General features: G+C 64.3%; 22 protein-coding genes and 1 pseudogene. 8 read left to right on the top strand and 15 right to left on the bottom strand.

Going from position 1 to position 24,289, the window contains the following annotated elements:
* Positions 1-61 precede the first annotated feature (61 nt).
* From galU to FJW10_RS11370, 5 genes and pseudogenes are all read right to left on the bottom strand, one after another.
* Positions 62-958 carry a UTP--glucose-1-phosphate uridylyltransferase GalU gene (gene galU / locus FJW10_RS11390; RefSeq protein WP_140900158.1) on the bottom strand — a complete coding sequence of 299 codons (897 nt, stop codon included), beginning with the start codon at positions 956-958 and terminating at the stop codon, positions 62-64.
* Positions 959-1,000: 42 nt separating this feature from the next.
* Positions 1,001-1,973, bottom strand: a pseudogene (locus FJW10_RS11385) (glycosyltransferase family 2 protein).
* Entirely contained in the window at positions 1,963-2,901 is a 939-nt protein-coding gene (locus FJW10_RS11380; RefSeq protein WP_140900157.1) for a glycosyltransferase, read from the bottom strand. The pseudogene FJW10_RS11385 and the gene FJW10_RS11380 overlap by 11 nt, the downstream one beginning before the upstream one ends.
* On the bottom strand, positions 2,901-3,890 hold the full coding sequence (locus FJW10_RS11375) for a glycosyltransferase family 2 protein (protein ID WP_140900238.1): 990 nt from the start codon (positions 3,888-3,890) through the stop codon (positions 2,901-2,903). The genes FJW10_RS11380 and FJW10_RS11375 overlap by 1 nt, the downstream gene beginning before the upstream one ends.
* A gap of 23 nt (positions 3,891-3,913) precedes the next feature.
* Entirely contained in the window at positions 3,914-5,089 is a 1,176-nt protein-coding gene (locus tag FJW10_RS11370; RefSeq protein WP_140900156.1) for a glycosyltransferase family 4 protein, read from the bottom strand.
* A 196-nt stretch (positions 5,090-5,285) separates the two neighbouring features.
* On the opposite strand from FJW10_RS11370, the gene FJW10_RS11365 reads away from it, so the two are divergent.
* Positions 5,286-6,782: a lipopolysaccharide biosynthesis protein gene (locus FJW10_RS11365; protein WP_140832222.1), complete on the top strand. Its 1,497-nt coding sequence runs from the start codon at positions 5,286-5,288 to the stop codon at positions 6,780-6,782.
* Between the two features lie 46 nt (positions 6,783-6,828).
* The gene (locus FJW10_RS11360; RefSeq protein ID WP_140832220.1) at positions 6,829-7,851 is read left to right on the top strand and encodes a phosphoribosyltransferase; all 1,023 of its coding nucleotides are present in this window, start codon (positions 6,829-6,831) and stop codon (positions 7,849-7,851) included.
* 4 nt (positions 7,852-7,855) lie between these two features.
* Here FJW10_RS11360 and FJW10_RS11355 read toward each other — a convergent pair whose 3' ends face one another.
* The 9 genes from FJW10_RS11355 to FJW10_RS11315 form a co-directional block, all read right to left on the bottom strand.
* The gene (locus FJW10_RS11355) at positions 7,856-8,935 is read right to left on the bottom strand and encodes a glycosyltransferase (protein WP_140900155.1); all 1,080 of its coding nucleotides are present in this window, start codon (positions 8,933-8,935) and stop codon (positions 7,856-7,858) included.
* Between the two features lie 44 nt (positions 8,936-8,979).
* Positions 8,980-10,200: a glycosyltransferase family A protein gene (locus FJW10_RS11350; RefSeq protein ID WP_181177493.1), complete on the bottom strand. Its 1,221-nt coding sequence runs from the start codon at positions 10,198-10,200 to the stop codon at positions 8,980-8,982.
* 34 nt (positions 10,201-10,234) lie between these two features.
* Entirely contained in the window at positions 10,235-10,678 is a 444-nt protein-coding gene (locus FJW10_RS11345) for a hypothetical protein (protein ID WP_140900153.1), read from the bottom strand.
* An 11-nt stretch (positions 10,679-10,689) separates the two neighbouring features.
* Positions 10,690-12,138 carry a GMC family oxidoreductase gene (locus tag FJW10_RS11340; protein ID WP_140900152.1) on the bottom strand — a complete coding sequence of 483 codons (1,449 nt, stop codon included), beginning with the start codon at positions 12,136-12,138 and terminating at the stop codon, positions 10,690-10,692.
* A 90-nt stretch (positions 12,139-12,228) separates the two neighbouring features.
* Positions 12,229-13,560, bottom strand: coding sequence for a UDP-glucose/GDP-mannose dehydrogenase family protein (locus tag FJW10_RS11335; RefSeq protein WP_140644808.1), 1,332 nt, complete (start codon positions 13,558-13,560; stop codon positions 12,229-12,231).
* Between the two features lie 133 nt (positions 13,561-13,693).
* Complete coding sequence (locus FJW10_RS11330) at positions 13,694-14,578, bottom strand: glycoside hydrolase family 16 protein (RefSeq protein ID WP_140900151.1); 885 nt, start codon at positions 14,576-14,578, stop codon at positions 13,694-13,696.
* Positions 14,579-14,708: 130 nt separating this feature from the next.
* Positions 14,709-15,086 (bottom strand): hypothetical protein, encoded by a 378-nt coding sequence (locus FJW10_RS11325; protein WP_140832208.1) that lies wholly within the window; start codon positions 15,084-15,086, stop codon positions 14,709-14,711.
* Positions 15,087-15,210: 124 nt separating this feature from the next.
* Complete coding sequence (locus FJW10_RS11320; RefSeq protein WP_246674214.1) at positions 15,211-16,251, bottom strand: glycosyltransferase family 2 protein; 1,041 nt, start codon at positions 16,249-16,251, stop codon at positions 15,211-15,213.
* Between the two features lie 4 nt (positions 16,252-16,255).
* Positions 16,256-17,530 carry a nucleotidyltransferase family protein gene (locus tag FJW10_RS11315; protein WP_181177492.1) on the bottom strand — a complete coding sequence of 425 codons (1,275 nt, stop codon included), beginning with the start codon at positions 17,528-17,530 and terminating at the stop codon, positions 16,256-16,258.
* A gap of 500 nt (positions 17,531-18,030) precedes the next feature.
* Between FJW10_RS11315 and FJW10_RS11310 the strand changes: the two genes are divergently transcribed.
* The 6 genes from FJW10_RS11310 (at position 18,031) to FJW10_RS11285 (ending at position 23,832) form a co-directional block, all read left to right on the top strand.
* Positions 18,031-18,183: a lasso RiPP family leader peptide-containing protein gene (locus tag FJW10_RS11310; protein WP_095769314.1), complete on the top strand. Its 153-nt coding sequence runs from the start codon at positions 18,031-18,033 to the stop codon at positions 18,181-18,183.
* A gap of 154 nt (positions 18,184-18,337) precedes the next feature.
* Positions 18,338-18,637 (top strand): PqqD family protein, encoded by a 300-nt coding sequence (locus tag FJW10_RS11305; protein ID WP_140900150.1) that lies wholly within the window; start codon positions 18,338-18,340, stop codon positions 18,635-18,637.
* Between the two features lie 25 nt (positions 18,638-18,662).
* Positions 18,663-19,037 carry a lasso peptide biosynthesis B2 protein gene (locus tag FJW10_RS11300; RefSeq protein WP_140900149.1) on the top strand — a complete coding sequence of 125 codons (375 nt, stop codon included), beginning with the start codon at positions 18,663-18,665 and terminating at the stop codon, positions 19,035-19,037.
* Positions 19,038-19,040: 3 nt separating this feature from the next.
* Positions 19,041-20,951 carry a lasso peptide isopeptide bond-forming cyclase gene (locus FJW10_RS11295; RefSeq protein WP_140900148.1) on the top strand — a complete coding sequence of 637 codons (1,911 nt, stop codon included), beginning with the start codon at positions 19,041-19,043 and terminating at the stop codon, positions 20,949-20,951.
* A complete protein-coding gene (locus FJW10_RS11290; RefSeq protein ID WP_140900147.1) occupies positions 20,948-21,928 on the top strand; it encodes a serine kinase in 981 nt (326 codons plus the stop codon). Before FJW10_RS11295 ends, FJW10_RS11290 begins: the two co-directional genes overlap by 4 nt.
* Positions 21,929-21,936: 8 nt before the next feature.
* On the top strand, positions 21,937-23,832 hold the full coding sequence (locus FJW10_RS11285; RefSeq protein WP_140900146.1) for an ABC transporter ATP-binding protein: 1,896 nt from the start codon (positions 21,937-21,939) through the stop codon (positions 23,830-23,832).
* On the opposite strand, the gene FJW10_RS11280 is transcribed toward FJW10_RS11285, so the two are convergent.
* The gene (locus tag FJW10_RS11280) at positions 23,806-24,078 is read right to left on the bottom strand and encodes an exopolysaccharide production repressor exox (RefSeq protein ID WP_140832196.1); all 273 of its coding nucleotides are present in this window, start codon (positions 24,076-24,078) and stop codon (positions 23,806-23,808) included. The genes FJW10_RS11285 and FJW10_RS11280 overlap by 27 nt on opposite strands.
* Positions 24,079-24,289 lie beyond the last annotated feature (211 nt).

Raw genomic sequence — 24,289 nt, 5'->3', positions numbered from 1 at the left:
CCGGGCGCTTGAGTGGCTGTCGCGCCATCGCGGGTTCGCATATGCACCCGAAAGATGGGCATTATGCGGCTACTTCCCGGCGCTCATGCGACCGGACGAACTGCTGCAGCATCTCGAACACCGGGCCCTTCATGTCGTCGCGCGCCAGGGCGAAGGCGATGGTGGCTTCGATGAACCCCTCCTTGGAGCCGCAGTCGAACATGCGGCCATCGAAAGGCTGGGCGTAGAAAGGCTGGCTCTGAGCCAGGCGCACCATGGCGTCGGTGAGCTGGATTTCGTTGCCGGCGCCGCGCTGCTGGTTGCCGAGCAGCGCGAAGATCTCCGGCTGCAGAACGTAGCGGCCGTTGATGTAGAAATTCGACGGCGCGTTGGCGGGCGCGGGCTTCTCAACCATCGCCGTGACCTTGAAGCCGGAGCCGAGCTCCTCGCCGCGGCCGACAATGCCGTATTTGCTGGTTTCGGCCGGGTCGCAGCGTTCGACGGCGATCACATTCCCGCCGGTCCGCTGATAAAGATCGACCGTCTCGGCAAGGCAACCGCGCGCGCCGAAGGACACCATGTCCGGGAGCAGCAGCGCGAAGGGCTCGTTGCCGATCACGTCGCGCGCGCACCAGACGGCGTGGCCGAGACCTTGCGGCGATTGCTGGCGGATGAAGGAGGTGGCGCCGGCCTCCGGCAGCAGGCTCTCCAGCGACTGGAGCTGCGCCTTCTTGCCGGTCTGCTCCAGCGTGCCGATCAGTTCAGGGTGCAGGTCGAAATAGTCCTCGATGACCGCCTTGTTGCGGCCGGTGACGAAGACGATGTGCTCGATGCCGGCCTCGAACGCCTCGTCGACGGCATATTGCACGACGGGCTTGTCGACGACAGGCAGCATCTCCTTCGGCATCGACTTGGTCGCCGGCAGGAACCGTGTTCCGAGCCCCGCCACCGGGATGACTGCCTTCCTGACTTTCTGCATCTGATATTCCTTCTGACAGAAAAGATTCCTACTTATCGCTGGCTATGAAAATGCCGGCGTGCTTCGTCTCCCCGCCCCGACGGCGAACCTGCGCCGCAACCCTTCTGAGCCGGACGGCGATAGGCATACCCATATGCCCGATCGCCGCCGGATCCCTGAGCACCGTACCGATCGCCTTGAGCGGCGAACGCGCCTTGATGTGCCGAACCAGGGACAGGAACGACGACGCCTTACGCAGGCTGCGGCCACGCTTGACGAAGGCCGCCTTTGCGCTGCTGTCCATGGGATATGCAGCCGCGAAGGCGGCGTCGGCGCGCGTCATCGCCTCGACGTGATGCAATTCGAGCACGCGCGAGATCGAGCCGGTGCGGATGTGGTAGACATAGCCGACGGTCGGCTCAACCACGCAGCGGCCGCCGCTGGCCAGCGCGCTCGCCAGCAGGATGTAGTCCTCGCCGATGCGCAGCTTCTCGTCGTAACGCAGACTGTTGTCGTCGAGGAAGCGGCGCTGGAAGATCGGCTTCAGATAACCGAGATTGAAACGCGATTCGAAGACCAGATTGCCGGCGATGTAGTCGGCCAGCGAGATTTCGCGCAGGCCTTCGAGATAGCCGGCCGGGAACATGACGTCGTCGGGCGTGCCGTCCTCGCGCACGACCTGCACATTGTCGACCGCAATTTGCGCATCCGCCGCTTCGGCCCGCGAGATCATCGTGGCCAAGCGGTCGGGAAGGACCGCGTCATCGGAATCGAGCACCGCCACCCAGCGGCCGCGCGCCAAGTCGAGGCCGACATTGCGGGCGCCGCCAGGACCACGATTGGCGGGCAGCGTCACCACCTTGACGATATCTTGCGGATAAGCGCGCGCCACATCCAGCGTGCCGTCGCGCGACTGGTCGTCGACGACGATGACCTCGACGGTCACGCCGAGTTGCCCGATCGCGCCGGCGATGGCGCGGTCGAGAGTGGCCTCCGCATTGTAGGCGGCGATGACGAAGCTGACGTCAGGCTGCACGCTTGTTCCCTTGTTCTGGCGAAGTGAGGCCGTACTGGCGGATTTCGCGGATGCCGACCAAACCGCTGATGACGCCAACGTGCATAATGCCGCGCAGCACGCTGCGGTTCCGTCGAACCGGGCTGATCGCGGTCAAAATGGCCATGCCGAAGCAGTAGACGGCCTTGGCCGAAGCCAGCCCGACCTGGCCGGCGCGGCGCACGCCGCCGGTGCCGCGCCCGATCAGGTGGCCATGCGTCTGGCCGAAGCGGAAGCGGCGGCGGCGCAGCCAGTCGAACGCGGCCCTGGCGCGCGGCACGACCTCGTCGACGAAAGCCTCGGGTGCAAAAGCGATGCGGCCGCCGGCCTTTACCATGGCATCGAAGAACTCGGTATCCTCGCCGCCGGTCTGGCCGCGCGCCATGCTGAAGCGCCGGCCACGCAGGCTCGCATCGGTCATTTTGAGCAGGACGTTGCAGGTGTAGCCGGTGCGGATCTCGCCGCGCACCCAGACCGGCAAGGTGGAATGGAAGTCGCCCTTTTGCATCCAGTCCGGCGCATCCTGGCGATAATGCGCCCGCACCGGTCCGAGCACCGCCGCGGCGCCCGTGGCGTCGGCCGCCGCCATCAATTCGGCCAGCCAGCCGGGCGACGCCGTCTCGTCGTCGTCGATAAAGGCGACGAAGTCCGACATGCTGGCGTCGAGGCAGGCGTTGCGGGCGATCGAGATGTTGCGCGCCGGCGCGTGGCGGTAGCGGACTGGCAATTTCAGTTCCTCGGCCAGTGCCTTCACCAGCTTCTGCGCGCTGGGCTCGTCGTCATTGTCGGCAATGACGACGCCGATCACCGCGCCCTCGGGCTTCTCCAGAGCGGCCACGGAGCGCAGCGTGTCGGCCAGCTCCGGCCGGCGGAAGGTGCAGATGCAGATGTCGATCGAGTGGCTGGCCATCACGCCACCTTGCGCTGCGAGCGCGACGCCAGAAGCTGCTGCCAGAAGCCGACGGACCAGCCGGAATGCATGACCATCGCCGAGACCCCGGCCAGTGCGATGCTGGCGTTGCGCTGGCGCAGCGCCGTCACCAGCCCGTAACCGAGGCACACGGTCATCCACAAAAGGAAAGGCACCGCCGCGATCCAGTGGACGAAGGAAAGCAGCGCGAGCAGCACCACGGGCGCAACCAGCAGCGGGATCATCTGACGAACCTTCGGCACCATGCGATGCTTCAGGACGTTCCTGGCGCGGCCGCGGCCATAGCCGAGATACTGGAAATAAAGGCTCTTCAGCGTCGAGCGCGGATAGTAGACCATCTGCGTCCGGCCGCTCATCCAGATGCGGTAGCCGGCTTGGCGCAGGCGGTAGTCGAGCTCGGCGTCCTCGTTGTGGCTGAAGCTCTCGTCGTAGCCGCCGACATGCCTGAAAGCGGCGATGCGCATCAGCGCGTGGTGGCCGTGGTCGACCCATTCGCCCTCGGACATGTGCCGGTGCTTCGAGCCGCCGGTGCCGAGCTTGGAGTTCTGCGCCGCCGCGACCGCCTTCTGCACGGCGCCGGTACCGGCGGTCAGCATCGAAACGACGACCGAATCGGCGCCGGTGGCAAGCGCTTCCTCGACCAGCCGCTCGCAGTAATCGTCCGGATAACCGCCATGCGCGTCGATGCGGATGAGGTAGTCGGCGCCTTCGCCGAGCGTCGCCACCGCGAGATTGATGGCGGCGCTCTGGAGGCGCTTCGGATTGGCGAGCAGGACGACCCGGGCATCCTTCGCCAGGATCTTTTCGACGATGGCTTGCGTGCCGTCGGTGCTGCCGCCGTCGACGACGACGATGCGGCCGCCGAGCCGCGCCGCAGCGGGCCGCAACTGGTCGAGCAGGCCGCCGATATGATCCGCCTCGTTGAGGCAGGGAATGACGATCAGGATCGATGTGGCGGCCTGCGTCATCGGTTCTTGTGCGTCTCCTGCCATCACGCCGCCGCCTCCGTCGCCGCAAAATTTGAAGGCATCGCGGCGAGGCCGCGCAGCTTGTCGACGAAAGCCGCGCAGTCGCTGCGGTCGTAGCTCCAGGTCCTGGGATTGCGCGCCAAGACCCGCGACTTCAGGCCGCGGTACCGGTCCTGATCCATCCGACTCAGCATCGCCTCGATGCCTTCGGGCGTCGCTTCGGGCAAAAGCACGCCGATATCCCGCTGCTTCAGAAACCTGCCGGTTTCGGTGTCCGCCATCGAGATCGGCACGGCGCCGAAGCGGCAGCCCTCGTAGAGGCGGTTGGGAAGCAGCCATTCGGAATTCTGGCCGGCTTCGAAGAAATCGATCGCCCAAGAGAAATGCACCTGCCCGTAGATTGCGGCCATGTCCTCCGGATTGCGGTAAGGCCCCTCGAACGAAAGCCACGGCTCGGCCTCGACGAAACCTTGAAAGTCCGGGAATTCGGACAGCGCCGGGCGGCCTCTCAGCACGACCTCGAAACGCCCGACCTGGCGGCGGGTGAAATCGGCCAGCAGTTCCAGCGAGCGACGGCAGCGCAGCACGCCGAACCAGCCGATGCGCCAAGGCGGCGTCGCCGGGCTGTCGTCCTCGAAAGAATGCGCGGCAACAACGGATGCCGCCTCGAAATATTTGTTCTCGATCAGCTCGACAGGTGCGACGATCTGCCCGAACGGCTCGAAATAATTGGCGATGAAGGCCGGCGAGCTCGTCACCAGAAGCTTCACGTCGCGAGCGAGATGACGTTCGGCGCCACGCAGCGTCCTGCCGACGAAATCGTCGCGCAGCACCAGACGGTGGATATCGAGGCATTCATAGACGATCGGCACGCTCGCTCCGAGCGCGCCATTGGCGCGGCGGGCCAGCGCCAGCATTTCGAGGTTGCGCGCGATAATGAGATCGGGCCTGGACACGGCGCCCAATTTCGCGCCGATCGACACGGCTGCCTTGGCGACCGCGCCGATGCGCTGCGCGAATCGGCCGTCGCGCGTCGCGCCAAGGTCGACCGGCTCGATACCCTCGATCTCGGTGACCGGGCTGGTGGTGCGGCGGAAGCCCGCCAGGGTGACCCTGGCGCCGCCTGCCTTGAGCATCTGAACCCTCCGGCGCACCGCCGGGTCGGATACGTCATGCACAAGGTACAAGACATGCAGCATGTAACTCGACCGCTGTTGGGCCCACCCATCGAGGATGCTAGTACAGCTTTTGCTGCATCGCAACAATTTTGGTGCGGCGTAGCAAATGCCCGCATATTTTTTGTTGCACTGCAAAAACGTATTGCGGTAGCTTATGCATGGCGGCGGGCGCCGGTCGCGACGATGTCGGACCGATGCAAGATCAGGGATCCTGAATTTGGAAACCAGCGCATTCGATCCGCCTGAGGGCTCTCTGCGCAAATCGGTCGGACGCGGCGCGGTCGTCACCGCGATGGCGCAAGGCGTGCGGGTGGCGACGCAGATCATCTCCGTCATCGTGCTGTCGCGCTTGTTGTCGCCGCAGGATTTCGGCGTCGTGGCGATGTGCGCGCCGGTGCTTGCCTTCATCGCGCTGTTCCAGGATTTCGGCCTGACCCAGGCGACGATCCAGAAGACCGGCATCCGCCACGAGGAAGTCAACTACCTGTTCTGGATCAACGTGGCGGTGAGCACGCTGCTTGCCTGCGTGCTTGCGGCTTCGGCGCCGCTGGTAGCCGCCTTCTATGGCGAGCCGCGCGTGACAGGCCTCGTCGCCGCCTTCGGCCTGCAGATCATAGCCTATGGCCTGGGAGCCCAGCATGTGGCGCTGCTTACGCGCCGCATGGAGTTCACGCGGCTGGCCATCATCGACATCGCCAGCGCCATCGTCGGTGTCGGCGTCTCGATCGCCTGGACCTTCATCGATCGCTCCTATTGGGCGCTTTTCGCCGGCACGCTGGCAAGCGCCGTGCTGCCGACGCTGTGCTACTGGTATTCCTCGCGCTGGCGCCCCGGCCTGCCGCGCAAGGTCGAAGGCATCGGCGCGCTGATCAATTTCGGCGCCGGCATCACCGGCTTCAACTTCGCCAATTTCTTTGCCCGCAACCTCGACAATGTGCTGATCGGCAAATACTGGGGCGAGGCGCAGCTCGGCCTCTACGACCGCGCCTACAAGCTCTTGCTCTTCCCGCTCAGCCAGATCACCAACCCGCTGTCGAAGGTGATGGTGCCGGCACTGTCGCGGCTGAAGGACGAGCCGGACCGCTACCGCAGTGCCTATCTGCGCGTCATGCCGCTTATCCTTCTGGTCGCGCTTCCGGGTGTCGCCTTCGCCACCGCCATGTCGGACACGCTCATCCCCTTCGTGCTCGGCGAGCAATGGCGGGGAAGCGCGCCGATCTTCCTGGCGCTGGGCTTTGCCGGATTGCTGCAGCCGCTCAACAACCCCGCGGGATGGCTGTTCGTAAGCCAGGGCCGCTCAGGCGACTTCATGCGCTGGGGCATCGTCACCGCCGTGACCTCGGTGCTGGCCTTCGTCATCGGCCTGCCTTACGGCGCGCTCGGCGTCGCAGTCGCCTACGCGATCAGCGAATATATGCGCACGCCCTTCCTATGGCTCTATGTCGGCAGGCGCGGACCGCTGAAGGCCAGCCATGTGCTTCATGCGGCATTGCCTTTCGTGCTTGGCGCGCATCTGGCGTTCGGCCTGGTCTGGCTCGCCAAACCGATGCTGCAGGCGCCGCCCGTCGTTGCGCTGGCCGCCGGCGCGGCGCTCTCCTATCTCACCACCATTCTTATCGCACTTGCCTTCAGCGCCGGCCGCGAAGCGCTTCGCGAGGCCTTGCGGCTGATCCCGGCACGAGGGGTCCTCGCAGCCCCGAGCGGGGCCAAATGAGCCCGGCCTGCTCGCGAAACGCTGACTTCAGGACAGGGATAACCGCATGAATTACCGATCGATTTCAGACATGAACGACGCGATCGTGCGCAACCTGCACCGGCTGCCGCGCGACATCGACCTGGTCGTCGGCGTGCCGAGGAGCGGCATCCTCGCCGGCACCATGGTCAGCCTGATCGCAAACATCCCAATGACCGATCTCGACAGTTTCCTGGCCGGCAGGATCTATACGTCCGGGATCACGAAACGCTGGGCGGGCCTAGACCGGCAGGCTTCCGAGATGCGCAAGATCCTGGTGATCGACGACAGCATCATCGGCGGCACCGCGATGCGCGATGCACGCGAAAAAGTCGCTGCCAGCGGCATCGAGGGCGATTTCATCTTCGCGGCCGTGTTCGGGCTGTCGCTGCGACACGAGGAGACCGACATGGTCTTCGAGGCCGTGCCGCATCCCAGGATGTTCCAGTGGAATTTCATGCACCATGTCTTCCTCGAGCAGTGCTGCGTCGACATTGACGGCGTGCTTTGCCTCGATCCGACCGAGGACGAAAACGACGACGGCCCGGCCTATGAGAAATTCCTGGCCGAGGCGCGGCCGCTGCTCGGGCCGACCCGCAAGATCGGCTGGCTGGTGACGAGCCGGCTGGAGAAATACCGCAAGCTGACCGAGGCATGGCTCGCCAGCCGCGACATCAAATACGATCATCTCATCATGCTCGACCTGCCCAACAAGGCCGAGCGGCAGCGGCTCGGCGCGCATGGCAGTTTCAAGGCCGAATTCTACCGCAAGTCGGACGCCATCCTGTTCATCGAGAGCGAGCACGAGCAGGCGCAGAGGATCGCGAAGCTCTCCGGCAAGCCGGTGCTGTGCGTCGAAACCAACATGGTGAGCTTGCCCGATCCGATGTCGCTGCCGGCGCTGCAGCAGGCGGCGCGCAACCTGCCGGCGCGGCTGAGACAAATCAATTCACTCGACGGGCGAAAGCAGGCCGTGAAGGCGACGGCGCGCGCGCTGCTCGGCGAGCGCGGCTACCAGGCGCTGAAGAACCGGGTGAAGCGCCCGGCATGAGAAACTAGGCGGCGCGGCGGACACCCTGCCGGGCCGCCCTTTCGAGAAGATCGAGAAACACGACCAATTGCCGCGCGGGGTCGAGCTCCGGGCGTTTGGAGAAGGCGATAGCCGCGGCCGAAAGCCGTTCGTATTCCGGGCGGTCGTTCCACAGGCGCCGGACCGCCGCGGCCCACTCGGCGACCGGAGCATCGTAGTCCAGCAACACGCCGCCGGGCCCGATGGCTTCGGGCAGACCGCCACGCTTCGATCCGACGACCGGGATGCCGCTGCAATGCGCCTCGGATGCGACGCGGCCCCAGGCTTCCTCCCATTTGCTCGGGGCAAGCAGGATCCTGGTGCGGCCATAGACCGTCTTCATGTCGTTGGTGCGGTTTTCGAGCGTAACGTTCGAGAGCGGCGCGATGGTCTTCTCGATGCGGGCGCGGTGGTCGTCGTCCAGCTTCCAGCTTTCCACGAACAGGAAGGGAATCTCCGGACAGGCGGCCGCAATCTTGACCGCCAGATCGAAACCCTTTTCCTCATAGGGGTTGATCATGGTGACGAATTCGCCGGTCGTGTGCGTGCAATAGAGCGCGTCGTTGATGGTCGGCGGAAGAACGATAGACTCGATGCCGAATTTTTCGTTGTAGGTGCGCGCCGTGAACTCCGAATTGGCAATGTATATAGCCGAACCGAGCTCGCGCGGATCGCCGGCGAGCTCGTGAAACTCGACATTGTGGAGGTAGACGACCAGCGGCACGCCTTCGGCCAGAAGCGCCTTTCCGAGCAGGACCGACTTGTGGCACTGCACGACGGCGACATCGGGTCTGGTTTTCCCGACGGCGAAGCCGGCCGCCTCCCAGGGGTACCAGGCGCGCATCACCGGATAGCCGGGGAAATTGTCGACAACCGCGGGCTGCCGCAACAGCTTCATCTTGGCGCGCGCCTTGAGGCCGAACATGCCGTCGCCGAACAGCGAGGCGAGGACCGATGCCTGGTGGCCGTGCTCGATCAGCTGTTCGACCAGATGGTGGGTGTTGGATTGCACGCCGCCGGTGAACTCGGGAATGTACCCGTTGCCGCTTGCAAAAAGCACTTTCATCATTCGACTCCTAATCCGGCCCGGCGGATGAGCATGCCCGCCGATCAGCCTGCGCTGCGCGCCAATGGAAGCTTCGAAGTCATTGCCTGACACAGGCGGCTGACCGAGGCGGAAAGCGACAGCGTCGAGTACTCCCGCAACAACTTCGATGCCGGGATTACCTTTCCCGCCTTCAAGTCCTGCGCCAGGTAGTGAGGAAACGAATGCATGTATTCCCTGACGATGTCGGCCTTCAGCGCTCCCGACTTCCATGCCTTCACCGCCGAGACGAATTCGTCGGCGGGGGCGGACGCCAGCCCCGTGTCATAGGCTTCGAAGGTGCGCCGCACGATGGCGCGTTCCTTGTCGCTGAGCGACGTCTTTCCGGCTCGCTCGGCAAGCTGGGCGTAGCGGCGGATGTCTTCGGCCGCGTGGTGCCATAGACCCTTCCTGGCCATGATGCTCGAACGCTGCAGCAATGCCTGCATCTCAAGATCGGCCGTCTTCGGCAAGGCCTGCTCCGAGCGGTCGAGATACTCGTGCAGATCGACCGACTTGTAGACCTCTTCCATGATCACCCGGTCGTACGAACCCCAGGCCTTGATCCGGTCGGTATAGGAAATCACCACCTTGGTGCTGCCGCGGACCATGTCGTGCTGGCGCTGGAAGAACATGAGGCCGTCGACCCTGACGCCCTTGAACCGGCGCGCAAGCCTCAGCATCATCTCGTAGTCCTGCGACCGGACAAGGGTTTCATTGAAGCCTCCAACCTCGTCGTAACATTTGCGGCGCACCAGCAGGCCCGGCTGGTGGACGTGGCAATATTCGAGGTGGGACGGAAAGAAATTGTCCTGGCTGACGTGGCCGAACGGGACGATCTCGTAATTCTGCTCTTGGATCTGAGCCGACTGCTGGAAACGCGCATATTCGCCGAAAGCGAAATCGGCCGCCGGCTCCTGCTCGAAGGCAGCGAGGAACCGCTCGAGCGCCGTCGGGTGCGCGACGTCGTCGTCGTCGAATATCCAGACGAAATCTCCCGTGCAGTGCTTCAGGGCGAAATTCAGCGCCGTGGACTTGCCGCCATTCTCCTTGCGGTAATACTCCACCGGGGCGGGGAAAGAGGCAGCCACCGCGCTGGTATTGTCGGTCGAGCCGTCGTCCACGATCAGAATCTGATCCGGAGCCACGGTCTGCTGGAGCAGGCTGTCGATGGCTTCGGGCAGGAACTTCTGCCGGTTGAAGGTGGGAACGATGACGGTGACCGTCGGTTTCCGCGATGCAGCCATTGGTGACCTCATACTGTCTTCTGTTCCGCCTGCCTTACACATTCTGCAGATCGAGATTAGCGAAGGGATTGGTGCATGGATGCCAGCCGGTGAAGCGGATCGGATCGTCGGGCGAGCTGCGCCAGGCATAATCGGTCAGCATGTGGAACTCGGCGATGACCCAGCGGTCGAAATGGCGGAGGTCGCGCCGCTTGTCCTGGGGCAGCAGCTCGCGCGCCTTGCCGAGTTTCACCGTTTCCGCCAGCGTCACCACATCGGCCACCTTGGCGCTCGGGAATACCCAGGGGTTGCGGTTCTGGAATTCGAGCACGAATTGCTGCAGGTGCTCGATGCGCATGTTGAGCGGCCCGAAATATCTTTCGAGCGTGACGCGAACCAGATCCTCGTCCGATAAGGACGAGATGGCAGCGGCCGCGATGCCGGTGGAGGCAATGCCACCGGCGACGATGGCCAGCGCGGTGCGGCGCGTGATCTTCATCGACCCCTCCCTCATGTCGCTAGCTTACCCGCCGCCCGCAAGGAGAGGGCAGCCGCGGTCAGGCTTGGATTGGCGCAGGAACAGCTCGGATAGGTGCTGGTGCCGACGACCACGAGGTTCCTGAGATGGTGGTGGATCATGTCGCGGTCGACCACGGAATCGGCCGGCCCCGTGCCCATGCGCAACGTGCCCTGCACATGCGATTCGGTCGGCCTTATGCCGCGATCGAAAATCTGTTCGACCGGCAGCGGCTTGAGCAGTTCCGGCAACCTTTCCAGCGCTTTCGCCATGCCCTTGGTGGCGTAGTCCGACGCGCCCTTGAAGGTCACGAAGGCGTTCTCGTCCTTGTCGAGCACGACGCGGTTTTCCGGGTCGAGCAGGTTCTCGGTGACGATGACCAGCGGCAGCACCTGCCGCAGCCTTCCCTTCTCGGCGCGCATGCCGTGCTGCCAGCGGTTCTCGAAATAGACGAGCGCCGCCGCATGCTCGGCCCGGTGCGGCCCGTCATAGAGGCCAAAATTCAGGCCGGTGGTGATGGTCGAGCCGTCGAAATTGTCGACGCCGCCGAGATAGGCTTCGTAATTCCAGCCATAGGATTCGTGCAGGCCCAAGCCGACGAACTCGCCGCCAAGACCGGAGCGCAGCATGATCGCGGGGCTCTGTATGGCATTGGCGCCGAGGATGAAGAGATCGCCGCCGATCGAATATTCCTTGCCCTTCTGAACGAAGGTGACGGAGCGGACAGCACCGCCGGCATGATCGAACCGGCGCACCTCGGCGCCAAGACAGACCGAGACGTCCGGATGCTGGAACACATGCATCAGTCCGTTGTTGACGGTGAACTTGGCGTCCGCCGGACACAGCCAGCATCTGAGATTGGCGCAGCACGAGGCGCGCTGCGAGGTCGCCACGCGCGCCCGGGCGGTCGGCATGACGAAGTGCTGATCCGGCTGCGCCGCCTTCATCATGCGGTCGGGCGTCGACATGCGATGCGGCGGCTGTGGGAACGGCCGCGAGCGCGGCAACATCCGCGCCATGTCGGGATCGCCGGAGATCGACATGACCTCCTCGGCATCGCCATAGAACGGTTCGAGGTCGTCATAGCTGATCGGCCAGTCATTGCCGACGCCGTAAGTGCTCTTCAGCTTGAAGTCGTTGGGATGGAAACGCGGCGTCTGCGCGAACCAGCAATTGGTGCCGCCGCCAAGACCGATCGTGTAGTTCCACGGCTTGTCGGGATTGTCGGTATCGTAGGTGGTTTCATCGTCTATGTCGGTGTTGGCGTTCCGGCTGAGCTGCCACTCATGCGTGTTGTGGCGGCCCCATTCCAGCACCAGGACGCGGGCTTTGCGCCGCTTCAGGAATTCGTGCAGGAAGAAGGACGAACCGAAGCCGGATCCGATGACGACGAGATCGAAATGCTCGCTGGCGATTTGTTCGGGCCGAACGTCGAGCACCATCAGATCGAACCCTCCTGCTTTGCGCGCATGGTCATTGTCGGCCCCGCTGTCGTTTCCGGCTGCAGTTCTTCTCGAGGCTTGCGACCATCGTCACGCCGCCATCCTGCCGATCGAGAAATATTCGATACCGTAGCGCGCGATCACCTTGGGATCATAGAGATTGCGGCCGTCGAAGATGACCGGCGTCGTCAGCGCATCCTTGAGCGCGTCGAATGACGGCGCGCGGAAGCTCTTCCATTCGGTGCAGATCAACAACGCGTCGGCGCCGCGCAGCGCGGCTTCCTTGGTGCCGCACAAGAGCAGGTCGTCGCGCAGGCCGTAGATTGCCTGGCACTCCTGCATCGCCTCGGGATCGTAGGCCTGGACCTTGGCGCCGGCCGCCCACAGCGCTTCCATCAGCGTGCGCGACGGCGCCTCGCGCATGTCGTCGGTGTTGGGCTTGAAGGCCAGCCCCCAGACGGCGAATGTCTTGCCCCTGAGCGCGCCCTTGAAATAGTGGTTGACCTTGTCGAACAGGACCGACTTTTGCGCATTGTTGCGCTCCTCGACGGCGCGCAGCAGCTTGGCGTCGAACTTGACGCCCTCGGCGGTCTTGATCAGCGCGCGCACGTCCTTCGGGAAGCACGAGCCGCCATAGCCCAAGCCGGGATAGATGAAGTGGTAGCCGATGCGCGGATCCGAGCCGATGCCCTTGCGCACCTCCTCGATGTCGGCGCCCAATTGCTCGGCCAGATTGGCCATCTCGTTCATGAAGCTGATCTTGGTCGCCAGCATGCAGTTGGCGGCGTATTTGGTGAATTCGGCGCTGCGCACGTCCATCACGATCATCTTCTCGTGGTTGCGGTTGAACGGCGCGTAGAGCTCGCGCATCACCATCTCGGTGTCTTCGCTGGAGGTGCCGACGATGATGCGGTCCGGCTTCATGCAGTCGGCGACCGCCGAGCCTTCCTTGAGGAATTCGGGGTTCGAGGCGACGTCGAAGCCGAGATCCTCGCGGCCGCGCTTCTTCAGCGTTTCGGCGATCCTGGCTTTCACCTTTTCGCAGGTGCCGACTGGCACGGTCGATTTGCCGACGACGATCTTGGCGCTGTCCATCTCACGACCGATGGTCTCGGCGACGGCGAGCACATATTTCAGATCGGCCGAGCCATCCTCGCCCGGCGGCGTGCCGACCGCGATCATCTGGATCTGGCCATGCCTGACCGCCGCTGCCGCGTCCGTGGTGAAGCGGATGCGGCCGGCCGCGTGGTTTTCCTTGACGAGGGCCTCCAGGCCCGGTTCGAAAATCGGGATCAGGCCCTGGTTGAGCCGCTCCACCTTCTTCTCGTCGATGTCGACGCACACCACCTCGTGACCGACCTCGGCAAGCACAGCGGCCTGGACGAGACCGACATAGCCAATCCCAAACACTGTCAAATTCATTTGGTTCTATTCCTGTCAAAGGCCGGGCCACAAAAGGTGGTCCGGCCGGTTCAGATGTCCCTCAGGCCCAACGGCCTAGTTGGTTCGGCATGATCTTAATCCGAAAACCAGTTCCCACTTTTCGGGATCATGCCTAGTTGGAATTGCTTATGCTGCATGCCAGCGATTCCGGAAACTGGCATGGCTGGCCCAAAGCGGTGAAAGCGACGCGCTTGACCTCCATGGTCATCTTGCTGCCGGGATCGACGAAGGCGCCCATCCAGTTGGTCAGCTTGTCGCTGCCCCAGAGGCTGAAGAAGATTTTCTGCGAATGCGTCGGCAACTCGTCGGGATTGGTCACTTCATGGACGAGCTTGCCGTTGACATACCAGCGCAGCCGGTCCTTCTCCCAGACGAAGCCGTAGTCGTTGAAGCCCTTGTCGGCGCCGCCTTCGACGTCGACCAGCTTGCCGTTCTTCGGCTTGCCCTGGATGTAGCTGTTGACCTGCACCTTCGACGGATCCTTGGTGAGGACCTCGAAGTCGATCTCGTCCCAGGGCTGCTTGTCCTGCGGGCCGATATAGGAGAAGAAGGCGGCGTTGAGGCCTGAGCCGGTGCCGGTCTTCATGCGCGCCTCGTAGACACCGTAGCCGTAGCGCTGCTTGGTCTGGATCTCGGCGCAAGCGAAATCGCGATCCTTCAGCTTGCGCTTTTCGAAGCCCAGCGACAGCACGCCATCGGAAAGCCGCACGAGATCCTTCGACCAGGTGCAATTCTGATGGGCGCCATTGGTCCATCCGTCCGAGACGAACCAGCGGGACCGGTCGAAATTCGAGAAATTGTCGACGAAGGACGGCGCGCTTTGCAGCTCCTGTTGCGTCCCTTGCGCGTGCGCCGGATGCAGGCTCGCCGCAACGGTCGCCGCGATGGCGAACAGGGCGCCAACCACGCCGAGCCGCAGGCTGTTTAGTCCATTCCCGGGCGTATGCGACTTATCGCACACCGCCATGAAGGAGGTGTTGCTGGGATCTGCGTTCATAACAAACTCACCTTGTGTTGTCCGCCCAACCCAAAGTCTTCCTTGGTCCGCGCGAGCGAGCCGCTTCCGATCCTCCGCCCTCTTGAACTCCTCTAATGTCTCGTGCCGATGACGACACCCGAGGGCGTCGTCAGCCTCTTGCCGCGGACTGAGGTGCAGACCGATCGGCACCATCCTCGACGATCGCGTCGAGCGAATGACGCAGTTCCTTCACCAGGCCTTTCTGGCGAACGAGCTCCGCAATGCGCCGCTCGCAGTTCAGGATCGAATTCGTCATCGCGCTGACATCCGAGCCCTTGCTGGTCGACGCCGAACCATTCTCCATCGCCTCGACCAGAAAGGCCGCGTTGGCGGCCGTGGACCTGTAGCGATTCTCCAGCCCGGTCTTCTCCGCCTCGATCTCGGCAGCGATCTGGTCGAACAGCTTCGCCAGCCGGTCGAGACGCTGGAGATCGGTCTGCCGGTCGCGAGCCGGATCCCGGGATCTGAAGCCAAAAATCGAAGCCATCCTGTCGGCCTTTCGAAATTGCTGCATTGCAGCATAGACTGCCACTACCGCGGCGACTAGGCAACATCATAGTTTTGCGAATGCGGATTTTTTGAGGGATGACGGCTTGCCGCGTGATGCGGGATCATTCGCTTGCGGCGCTCGTCGCCGCCATCAGGAAGCGCGTCGGCGGTATTTGTTGCTTTGCAGCAATCCCGGTGCGGCGGAACAGCGCGTCGAGTTTGTCGGTGGCGACGCCGCGCACGATCGGGATCAGATTCGACTGGCTGGCGAAGGCATAGGCCGCGGCCGACGCCAGCCCACGCTCGGCTTTGACGTCGAGGAAATTGCGCAACCGGTATTTGTCGCGGACATGGCGCTCATGGCGCCGCAACGCGGCCTTCGAGCGCTCCGGAAGGTTATCGAGCGCCAACAGCGCCAGGTCGGCATCGGCAAGACGCTTCAGATCCTGCGTTCGATGGCGACCGCTCAGCGAATCGGCGCGGACGATCGCGCCATAGCCGCAGGACTTGATGATCTTGAAGCGCGCCCCGCGGGCGACAGCGCGCGCATAGAGCTCGTAGTCTTCGCCAAGACGCAAGCTTTCATCGTAAGCCAGCCCATGTCGTTCGAGAAAAGCCCGGCTGATTACCGGCTTCAGGAAACCGAGCTCGCTGCGCAGGACGCGGCGGCGCGAGATGTTGCCGTCGATGAAGCGCTCGAAATCGAGAAATTCCGGATCGGCAGCGAAAGGCGGCGCGGCGACCTTGGCAAAGTCTGTCGCGGCATCGTCGCGGATCAGCATGATGTTGTCGGCCGCGAAATCCCAGTCGGCGCTGGCGAAAAGGCGGCGGAAGCGGCCTTCGAGGAAGAAATCGTCGGCGTCGAGAATGCTGATGAAAGGCGATTTGGAAGCCTGGATAGCGGCGTTGCGCGCGGCGGAAGGACCGCGATTGACGTCGAGGCGGACGACGGCAAGCCGGCCGCTGCCGTCGTCGGCGGCCAAAGCCACGTCGCGGGTGTCGTCGGTGGAAGCGTCGTCGACCACGACGACTTCGGCGACTTCCGCCTCGCGCAGCGCCGAAGCGATGGCGGCGGGGATCGTGCGCGCCGCATTGCGGGCGGCGATGATGACGCAGACCCCCAAGGTCGCCATCGGGCTCGTCACAGGCGTCGTCACGGACATGGGCTCACCTTTCGCTTGCATGCGTGGCCGCCCCGCCCACGATTTTGATCATTTCGCTCCGCGCCGGCTCAATCGTGGCCGGGCGCTCGAAGATGCGCCGGCTGAGGTCGGCGGAGGCAGCCCAGCCGGCTTCAGCCAGGTAACGGACCGGCTCGCGGCCGCAGAGCTCCCACAGCACATGGCGTCGCTGCGGCCAGCGCAGCGACGCCAGCCAGGGCGCGACCACCATGTGGAAGAGATCGGCGTTGTCGATGCGCGCCAGAATGCGGGCGGCGCGATCCGAAAGTAGCGTGCCGGCGGCGCCGAGCAGCACGTCGGCGGCACGCAACCCCAAGAGCAGCGTGTCCGCCAGGCCCTGCTCGGCGGCGTGGTCGAGAACCATTCGCTGCTCGGCTTCGCTCAGACGGCTGGCGCTGGCCCTGACGTCGCAGACATAGCCGGCGCAGGGTTCGCGGTTGAAAAAGGCCTTGGCGACGCTGATCGCGGACAAAAGCAAGGTGTCGGCCGCCGAGATGATCGGCATGGCGGCGCCGGCCACCGCGACTTCGCGCTTGCGGCGCAGGAAGCCGTCGATGTCGCGGGGGCTGGGCGACCCCGGCTGCTGGAGCCGGTGGTGGAGGTCTACGGTCGAGGCCCTCGTGCCGTCTTCGCGAACCATATGCTGCTCGCCGAGGAAGCGCACCCACCAGACCGAGCGCGACTTGCCGGCAACCTCATAGCCGATCGTGCGCAACGCATCGCGAGCCTTGGCGAAACCGGTCGGCGAAACCAGTATGTCAACGTCGCCCGATGGCTTCATGAAGTGGTCGCCATAGAGCAGATGCTGCTGGAGCGGCCCCTTGAGGAAGACGAAATCGACCTGGTTCTCGCGCAGCACGCGATCGATGGCCATCGAATCGCCGATGCAGGCGGCATTCATCGACATGGTGCGCCGGCGGTATGTGTCGAGCCAGGCAGGCAACTCCGCTGGCGCGGCATTCGCGGGCGTGCGCGCGAGCGCCTTGAGCAGGAAGACGGCGACCTTGTTCAGCCTGGCGATGTCGGCGACATTGGCTGCCGAAATTGTTGGGGCTGCCGAGATCGTTGGGGCTGCCGAGATCGTTGGGGTCGCTGAGCTTGCCGGGGCCGACGAGATTGTCGGCGCGGGCATGTCGGCCCGGCCGCCCGAGATGTCGACGCCTGGCGCGAAAAACAGCCTCAGGCAGGCCTGCACATAGGCGACTTCGTCAGCGCAGCCGGCGGCGCGCAGCCTTTCATAGGAGCCATCCTGCATCGCCATGCCCGATGTCGTTCTCCGCAAAATGCCGCCCGCGCGATTTATACCGCACCTGCGAAGAAAAGCATCGGGAAAATTGACGAGATCGCTCAAAACCGGGCAGAGGCCGGCTCGCGACTGCAACCGCAGCGTTTAAAACCGCTGCGCGCTCAATCACTTTTGAAGACAACCCGGGACATGCCGACGCGAGCCGGAACGTGGCGATTTCTTGCAGCAAATTCTTCGCATCTGCGAAATGAATTTCTCGCCTAGCAAGTTATCATAACCAAATCAGATACTTATTTAAACGGCAAAGACCTACGGTTGAATTCGTGGACCGCTGAGGTTTAGGATCACGGCGCCTACAGCTTGATCACCAGCGAAGGCGAGCGCAACCAAGAATTGATTAATGCCTGGTAAATCAGTCTTGACTCATGGATGGTGCCGTGCAGCAATCGCATTGCAGCATAGCGATATGCTGGCGGCATCCTGCAGCCGCTTCCAGTCCTTAATTGGAGAGTAAAATGGAACAGAATGTTGAAAAGCATGAGTACGAAACCCCCAGCCTGACGGTTCATGGTTCGATTGAAACGATCACGCAGGGAGGTGCTGGCACGACGGCGCTCGACGCGAGCTTTCCCGCGCACACGCCGGTCGGCGAGCTGACTTTCTCGTAAAGCTTACGGGCATCCGGGAGTCTAAGTTGGGGCTCCGGGTGTTCTCCAACAGGTGAGCCGGGGGGCTTTGTCCCCCGGCTTCCTGCCGGGGATCGTCGGCAACCGATCCACGGCAACGTCTGACGGAGCGGCGGGCCAGCAACGAGGTTTTAGGATGAACTGGAACCCTTCGGACCATGACCGCGTCATCGCGACCAACGAAGCGGTGGCTTGCGAATTCGGCGCCGGACTGGCGCTGCTCCACCTGAAATCCAATGTCTATTACAGCCTGAACGGCGTCGGCGCCTTCATCTGGGAGCAGATCCAGGAGCCGCGATCGGTCCTCGATATCCGCAGCGCAGTGCTTGCGCGCTACAATGTCGACGCCGAACGCTGCAAGGCCGATGTCGAGGGCTTGCTCAAGGGGCTGAGCGAAGCAGGGCTTGCGAGGCTCCACAGTGAGGAACTGGTCTAGACTCCGCTCGCTGAGCGGCCGGGAAATGCTGTTTCTGGCGCGCTGCCTGACGGTGGTGAGCGCGGTACGGTTCGCGTTGACGCTGTCTTCCTACAACCGTGTCCGCAGCCTGGTGATGCGGCTGGACGCCGGACGCGACGCCAGCATCGCCGACCTGCGGCGTGTCGCATGGGGCGTCGCGGCCGCGGCGCGGCTCGTGCCGGGCGCCAGCTGCCTCACCCAGGCGCTGGCTGGACAGTATCTGCTCGCCCGCCAGGGCAGCGCCTCGAGGATCAGCATCGGCATCGAGAAAGGAACGGGCAGCGAGCTCAAGGCGCATGCCTGGCTGATGAGCGGCAACCACATCGTGCTTGGCGGCTCGATCAAAGGATTTGCCCATCTGGTCGACCATGGGTCGTGAGCGATGAGCGGCGTCGCCGGAATCGTGCTCAGCGACAATGGCCGGCCTGCCGCGGCCGGCGATATCCAGCAGATGCTTTCGCGCATGCGCCACCGCGCCCGCGACGGCAACTCGTGGTGGACGAAGGGCAGCGTGGCGCTCGGCCACGCCTGGCTCGACACGACCGGCGAGGATGGTCCCGGCCCGTTGACAATGGCCGGCGGCAAGCTCGCCATCACCGCCGACTGCCGGCTGGACAATCGCGACGAGCTTCTGGCGCGGCTCGGCATGCGCGACCGGTCGATCGCCGACGCAACGCTCATCATGCGCGCCTACCTCAAATGGGGCGAGGCCTGCCCGACCTATCTGCAGGGCGATTTCGCCTTCGCCATATGGGACGGCGAGCGCCAGGCGCTGTTTTGCGCGCGCGACCATTTCGGCGTCAAACCTTTCTACTATCACTCGACCGGCAGGCGCTTCGCGTTCGCCTCGGAGATCGGGCCGATCCTTGCGCTGGACGGCATCGGCAGGCGCCTCAGCGAGCACCAGATTTCCGGCTTCCTCGCCGGCCTGCCGGACGATCCGCAGGCCACGCCCTACGCCGAGATCTTCCGCCTGCCGGCACGGCACGCCATGACGGTCGCAGGCCGCCAGGTGGTGCTGCGGCGCTACTGGCAGATCGAGCCGTCGCAACGGCCGCCGCGCTCGGACGCGGCCGAGGAATTCAGGCATCTCTTCGCGCAATCGGTGGAGAACCGGATGCGCGGCACGCCGGTCGTCGGCGCCATGCTGAGCGGCGGGCTCGACTCCTCCTCCATCGCCTGTCTCGCGGGTCTCAGGGCGGCGGCGAAGCGCGGCCCGAAGCTCAAGACATTCTCGCTGGTTTTCGACAAGGGCTCGTCGATGGACGAGAAGTCGTTCATCGATGCGGTTCTCGACGACAATCCGCTCGACGCCACATTGATTGCGGTGAGCAATTACGCCCCCTTCGCCGAGTTCGAGCGCATCCTGGAGGAGCAGGAGGGCACGTTCCTGGCCCCCGGCCTGTCCTTGACGCGCGACCTTTACCGGACCGCGGGCGCAAAGGGCGTCAAAGTGCTTCTCGACGGGCATGGCGGCGACGAGGTCGTCTCGCAGGGCCATGGACACCTTCACGAACTCGCCAATGCCGGCCGGTGGTTCGAGTTGTGGCGCGAACTGCACAGCGCTGCGAACACCTATGGCGAGGGCATGCTCTCCCTCTATTTCAAGTTCCTGACCATCTACGGACCGGCCTGGCGGATCGCCCGGATGCGATCGATGGCCCGGCGTCTTGTCGGCAAGGTGCGGCGGAGGCCGGCATCGGCGCCGCGCGCCTGGGCGGGCCTGGTCAATCCGGACCTTGCCAGGCGCACCGACCTTGCCGAGCGTTTTCATCGCTGCGGCTACATGCCCGCCGCCGTCAGCGCCAGCGAAGCGCTGACGCATCGCTGGCTTCTGTCCACCGGGCTGGTGCCGCATGCCTTCGAAGTGCTCGACAAGGCCGCCGCCAATTTCGGCGTCGAACCGCGCTATCCGTTCTGGGACAAGCCGCTCGTCGAATTCTGCCTGGCGCTGCCCGGCGAGGAAAAGCTCAAGGACGGTTTTGGCCGCCATGTGCTGCGACGGGCGATGCAAGGCGTTCTGCCGCCGGCGGTGCAATGGCGGCGCGACAAGATCGATTTCACCGCCAACCTGGTCAAGGGCATGCTGGGCAACCACCGCGAGCTTCTGGACAGCCTGCTGATATCGGACAGCGAGCGGATCGCGCCCTATGTCAACCTGCCTGAAGTGAACGCGGTCTATGAGCGCATGCTGCGCCAGCCCGAGCAGGCGACGCTGCCAGACGTCCAGCATGTCTGGCGCTCGGTTTCGCTGTCGCTGTGGCTGCGGCAAGTCCAAGGAAGCCCCGCATGAATCTTCCGATCGCTTCCCTTGCGCGGCCCGAGCCAGCCACCGAGACGCCGGCGCCGGGGAGACGCGTCCACCATTTCTACAAGGCCTACGGGTTGATCGTCAGCTCCGAAGTGGCCCTGCCGGAACTGGAACCGACGGCGCCGGCGACACCCGACCTCGAGATCGCCATCAGGCCGGTCGACTTTCCCGACGGCGCATCGCAGGGCGCCACGGCGTTCCGGTTCGAGGCGACGCGCCAATATCTTTCCTGGCAAGCGGTCGGCACTTTCATGATCAGCGACGCCAGCCGGATCGACGTCGATCCGGCGCCGGGGATCGACGACCCGCTGCTCGCCTTTCCGCTGCTCGGGCCGGTGATGGCGCTTGCCCTGCATCGGCGCGGGCTGCTCGTCCTGCATGCCAGCGCCATTGCCGTCGGCGGCAGGAGCGTAATCTTCATGGGCGACAAGGGCGCCGGCAAGTCGACGACGGCGGGCGCGATGATCCGCGCCGGCCACCGCCTGCTCACCGACGACGTCGTGGCGCTGGATTTGTCCGATCCTGACCGGCCGATGATCCTGCCCGGATTTCCGCAGCTCAAGCTCGCGGCGGACGCGGCCGGCGCCATTCGCCTCGAGCAGGTGGAGGTGCGTCCGCAGGTGCATCCGCAGATCGACAAGGCGCAGCATCGGCTGCATGACGGATTTGCCGCCGAGGCGGTGCCGGTATCGCGCATCTATGTGCTCGAGCGCGGCCGCCGGGCGGCGATCTCGCCATTGATCGGCGCCGCCGCGTTGCCGGCGATCATCAAATTCTCCTATGTCACGCGGTTCGGCCGGCAGGCGCTGCCCGGCGATCTTGCCGCCACGCATCTTAGCCAATGCGCGCAGGTCGCCGGACGGGTCGGCGTCAGCCGCCTCGAAGTGCCGGCCGGACTCGCCCGGATCGATGAAGCGGTCGCCGCGATCGAAGCCGACCTGACGTCCGGGACAAGGTAAGCCAAGGCATGGGCCGGTCCTCGAAGTTTCGCCTGTCGCTTTTCCGGGACATCGCCGGTTTCGGCGCCATGATGGCGCATATCGGTGGACGGCGCACGGCGACGGCGCTTGCCTTCCTGATCCTGGGCAGCCTCACCGAAGGCATCTCGATCCTGCTGCTCGTGCCGCTGCTGCGCCTGATCGGCAAGGCCGACCAGGATTACGCGGTGCGGGTGCCGGAGGCCTTGCATCGGCTGGCGCCCGGCGGAACGCTGTCGCTCGCGACCGTGCTCTGCCTGTTCGTCGCGCTGGTGGCGCTGCAAGCGACGTTCAACCGCTTCAAGTCGGTCTACATGGCGCGGCTGCTCTACGACTTCGTCAACCGCGTGCGCATGAACCTGTTCGAGAGCGTCGGCAAAGCGCGCTGGGGCGTTTTCACCCGCATCCGCGGCTCCGATCTGGACCATGCGTTGAACGGCGATGTCGACCGGGTGCAGGTGGCGGCTTTCTCGCTGCTGATGCTGACCCAGGCGACGCTGCTTCTCACCGGCTATCTCGTGGTCTCGCTGTTCATCTCGCCGGTGATGACGTCCTTCGCCATTTTCATCGGCCTGGTGCTGCTGGTTGCGCTGCAGCCGTTCAGGGCGCGCGCCAGCGCCTATGGCCGCACGCTGACCGGCAGTCGCCAGGATCAGTACCGCACGGTCTCCGAGTTCCTCGGCGGCATCAAGGTCGCCAAGAGCCTGAATGTCGAGGCAAGTTACTTTGCCGAGCTGGGCGCGACGCTGGACAAGATGAAGACCGACAACATCGCTTTCGTCCGCAACAGTTCGCTCGGCACCGCCCTGTTCCAGGTTACGAGCGTGGTTGGGCTCAGCCTCTTCATCTATGTCGCGCTGGTCCGTTTCCACCTGTCGCTGGCCGAGATCGTCGTGCTGCTCCTGGTCTTCATGCGGGTCGCGCCGCGCTTCATGGACATGCAGCTCCAGACCCAGCAGGTGCTGATCAACCTGCCGGCCTACGCTTCGATGAAAAGCCTCCAGGCCCGCTTCGATGCCGAGCGCGAGCCGGAAGAAAGCATGGCCGAACAAGGGGCAAAACTGTCGCTCGAGACCGGCCTCAACATCCGCGATGTGGCGTTCGCCTATGGCGAGGGCGACGGCAAGCCGGTGGTCAGCGACATCACCTTCGGCCTGCCGGCCGGCAAGGTGACGGCGCTGATCGGCCCTTCCGGTTCCGGCAAGAGCACGATCGCCGACATGCTGCTCGGCCTGCTCGAACCGACCGCGGGACGCATCCTGGCCGACGGCGTGGAGATCACGGCGCAAAATCGCAGAGCCTGGCGCGATCGGGTCGCCTATGTGCCGCAGGACGTGTTCCTGCTGCATGACACGATCGCCGCCAATCTGCGCCTTGCCGCGCCCGCGGCCAGCGACGAAGAACTATGGGCGGCCTTGCGCAACGCCCATGCGGCCGATTTCGTGGAGCGCCTGACATTGCGGCTGGAGACGGTGGTGGGCGACCGCGGCGTCCGGCTTTCCGGCGGCGAGCGGCAGCGCATCGCATTGGCGCGGGCGCTGCTGCGCAAGCCGTCGCTGCTCATCCTCGACGAGGCGACGAGCGCGCTCGACTGGCAGAATCAGTCGCTGATCGCCCAATCGATCGAGGCGCTGCGCGGCCAAATGACGATTTTGACCATCGCGCACCGGCCGTCGATGATTGCCTTCGCCGACTGGGTGGTGGCCATCGAGAATGGACGCATCGTCGAGGTCGGACAATATCGGCGGCTGAAGGCAAAGGCCGGCAGCCGCCTTGCCAGGATGCTGTCCGGCGAGCAGGCCGAGCGCGAAGGCGCGTCATCGGTCGAGACGGGACTGATCCCGGCGCCGGTCGAACGTTCAGTGGAGGCTGCGTCTGGCGCTTAGCTTTTCACCGTCGGCGACCTTGTTCAGGATCGTGCCGCGGTCGGCCGCGCGGGCCTTGTCGTCCGATGTCGGCGCGGTTCCGCCGATCATGGCAAAGACCAGAAGGAAATAGCCGACCTGGATGATGACGGCACAGACGACGGCGCGAAGGAGGATGGTGCCCGGCGATGCGCCATCGAAATAAGACCAGCCGATGACGATCGCCAGCGCGAAGATCATCCCGACGATGAATTTCGGCAGAGACATGTTCGCCAGCCTCTCAACCGAGACGAGCATGCAGAAGCTGCGACTTACCCACCCGCGTAACTCCCCGTTGCGCCAAAGAGCTTTTTCTGGCTGCCCTATCCGGCCGGTTGCTTCCGGCCTTCCTTGCCCATGCAGACTATGACAGGAACAATTTGCGACTCTATTAAGGCGGGTCGGCTGGAGCAAGGCCGTGCAGATATGGTTTCCAACG

The organism is Mesorhizobium sp. B4-1-1, assembly GCF_006439375.1.
Classification (GTDB): Bacteria; Pseudomonadota; Alphaproteobacteria; order Rhizobiales; family Rhizobiaceae; genus Mesorhizobium.
Note: the sequence above shows the minus strand (reverse complement) of the source record. Positions and strands in the feature narration are given on the sequence as shown.

Bases quoted from the DNA above. Each gene is read 5' to 3' on its own strand.
- FJW10_RS11280 (WP_140832196.1), bottom strand. From the start codon at position 24,078: ATGTCTCTGCCGAAATTCATCGTCGGGATGATCTTCGCGCTGGCGATC.
- FJW10_RS11295 (WP_140900148.1), top strand. From the start codon at position 19,041: ATGAGCGGCGTCGCCGGAATCGTGCTCAGCGACAATGGCCGGCCTGCC.
- FJW10_RS11350 (WP_181177493.1), bottom strand. From the start codon at position 10,200: ATGGCTGCATCGCGGAAACCGACGGTCACCGTCATCGTTCCCACCTTC.
- FJW10_RS11285 (WP_140900146.1), top strand. From the start codon at position 21,937: ATGGGCCGGTCCTCGAAGTTTCGCCTGTCGCTTTTCCGGGACATCGCC.
- galU (WP_140900158.1), bottom strand. From the start codon at position 958: ATGCAGAAAGTCAGGAAGGCAGTCATCCCGGTGGCGGGGCTCGGAACA.
- FJW10_RS11305 (WP_140900150.1), top strand. From the start codon at position 18,338: ATGAACTGGAACCCTTCGGACCATGACCGCGTCATCGCGACCAACGAA.
- FJW10_RS11320 (WP_246674214.1), bottom strand. From the start codon at position 16,251: ATGTCCGTGACGACGCCTGTGACGAGCCCGATGGCGACCTTGGGGGTC.
- FJW10_RS11315 (WP_181177492.1), bottom strand. From the start codon at position 17,530: ATGGCGATGCAGGATGGCTCCTATGAAAGGCTGCGCGCCGCCGGCTGC.
- FJW10_RS11375 (WP_140900238.1), bottom strand. From the start codon at position 3,890: ATGACGCAGGCCGCCACATCGATCCTGATCGTCATTCCCTGCCTCAAC.
- FJW10_RS11370 (WP_140900156.1), bottom strand. From the start codon at position 5,089: ATGCTGCATGTCTTGTACCTTGTGCATGACGTATCCGACCCGGCGGTG.
- FJW10_RS11335 (WP_140644808.1), bottom strand. From the start codon at position 13,560: ATGAATTTGACAGTGTTTGGGATTGGCTATGTCGGTCTCGTCCAGGCC.
- FJW10_RS11345 (WP_140900153.1), bottom strand. From the start codon at position 10,678: ATGAAGATCACGCGCCGCACCGCGCTGGCCATCGTCGCCGGTGGCATT.
- FJW10_RS11360 (WP_140832220.1), top strand. From the start codon at position 6,829: ATGAATTACCGATCGATTTCAGACATGAACGACGCGATCGTGCGCAAC.
- FJW10_RS11380 (WP_140900157.1), bottom strand. From the start codon at position 2,901: ATGGCCAGCCACTCGATCGACATCTGCATCTGCACCTTCCGCCGGCCG.
- FJW10_RS11290 (WP_140900147.1), top strand. From the start codon at position 20,948: ATGAATCTTCCGATCGCTTCCCTTGCGCGGCCCGAGCCAGCCACCGAG.
- FJW10_RS11325 (WP_140832208.1), bottom strand. From the start codon at position 15,086: ATGGCTTCGATTTTTGGCTTCAGATCCCGGGATCCGGCTCGCGACCGG.
- FJW10_RS11310 (WP_095769314.1), top strand. From the start codon at position 18,031: ATGGAACAGAATGTTGAAAAGCATGAGTACGAAACCCCCAGCCTGACG.
- FJW10_RS11340 (WP_140900152.1), bottom strand. From the start codon at position 12,138: ATGGTGCTCGACGTTCGGCCCGAACAAATCGCCAGCGAGCATTTCGAT.
- FJW10_RS11355 (WP_140900155.1), bottom strand. From the start codon at position 8,935: ATGAAAGTGCTTTTTGCAAGCGGCAACGGGTACATTCCCGAGTTCACC.
- FJW10_RS11300 (WP_140900149.1), top strand. From the start codon at position 18,663: ATGCTGTTTCTGGCGCGCTGCCTGACGGTGGTGAGCGCGGTACGGTTC.
- FJW10_RS11330 (WP_140900151.1), bottom strand. From the start codon at position 14,578: ATGAACGCAGATCCCAGCAACACCTCCTTCATGGCGGTGTGCGATAAG.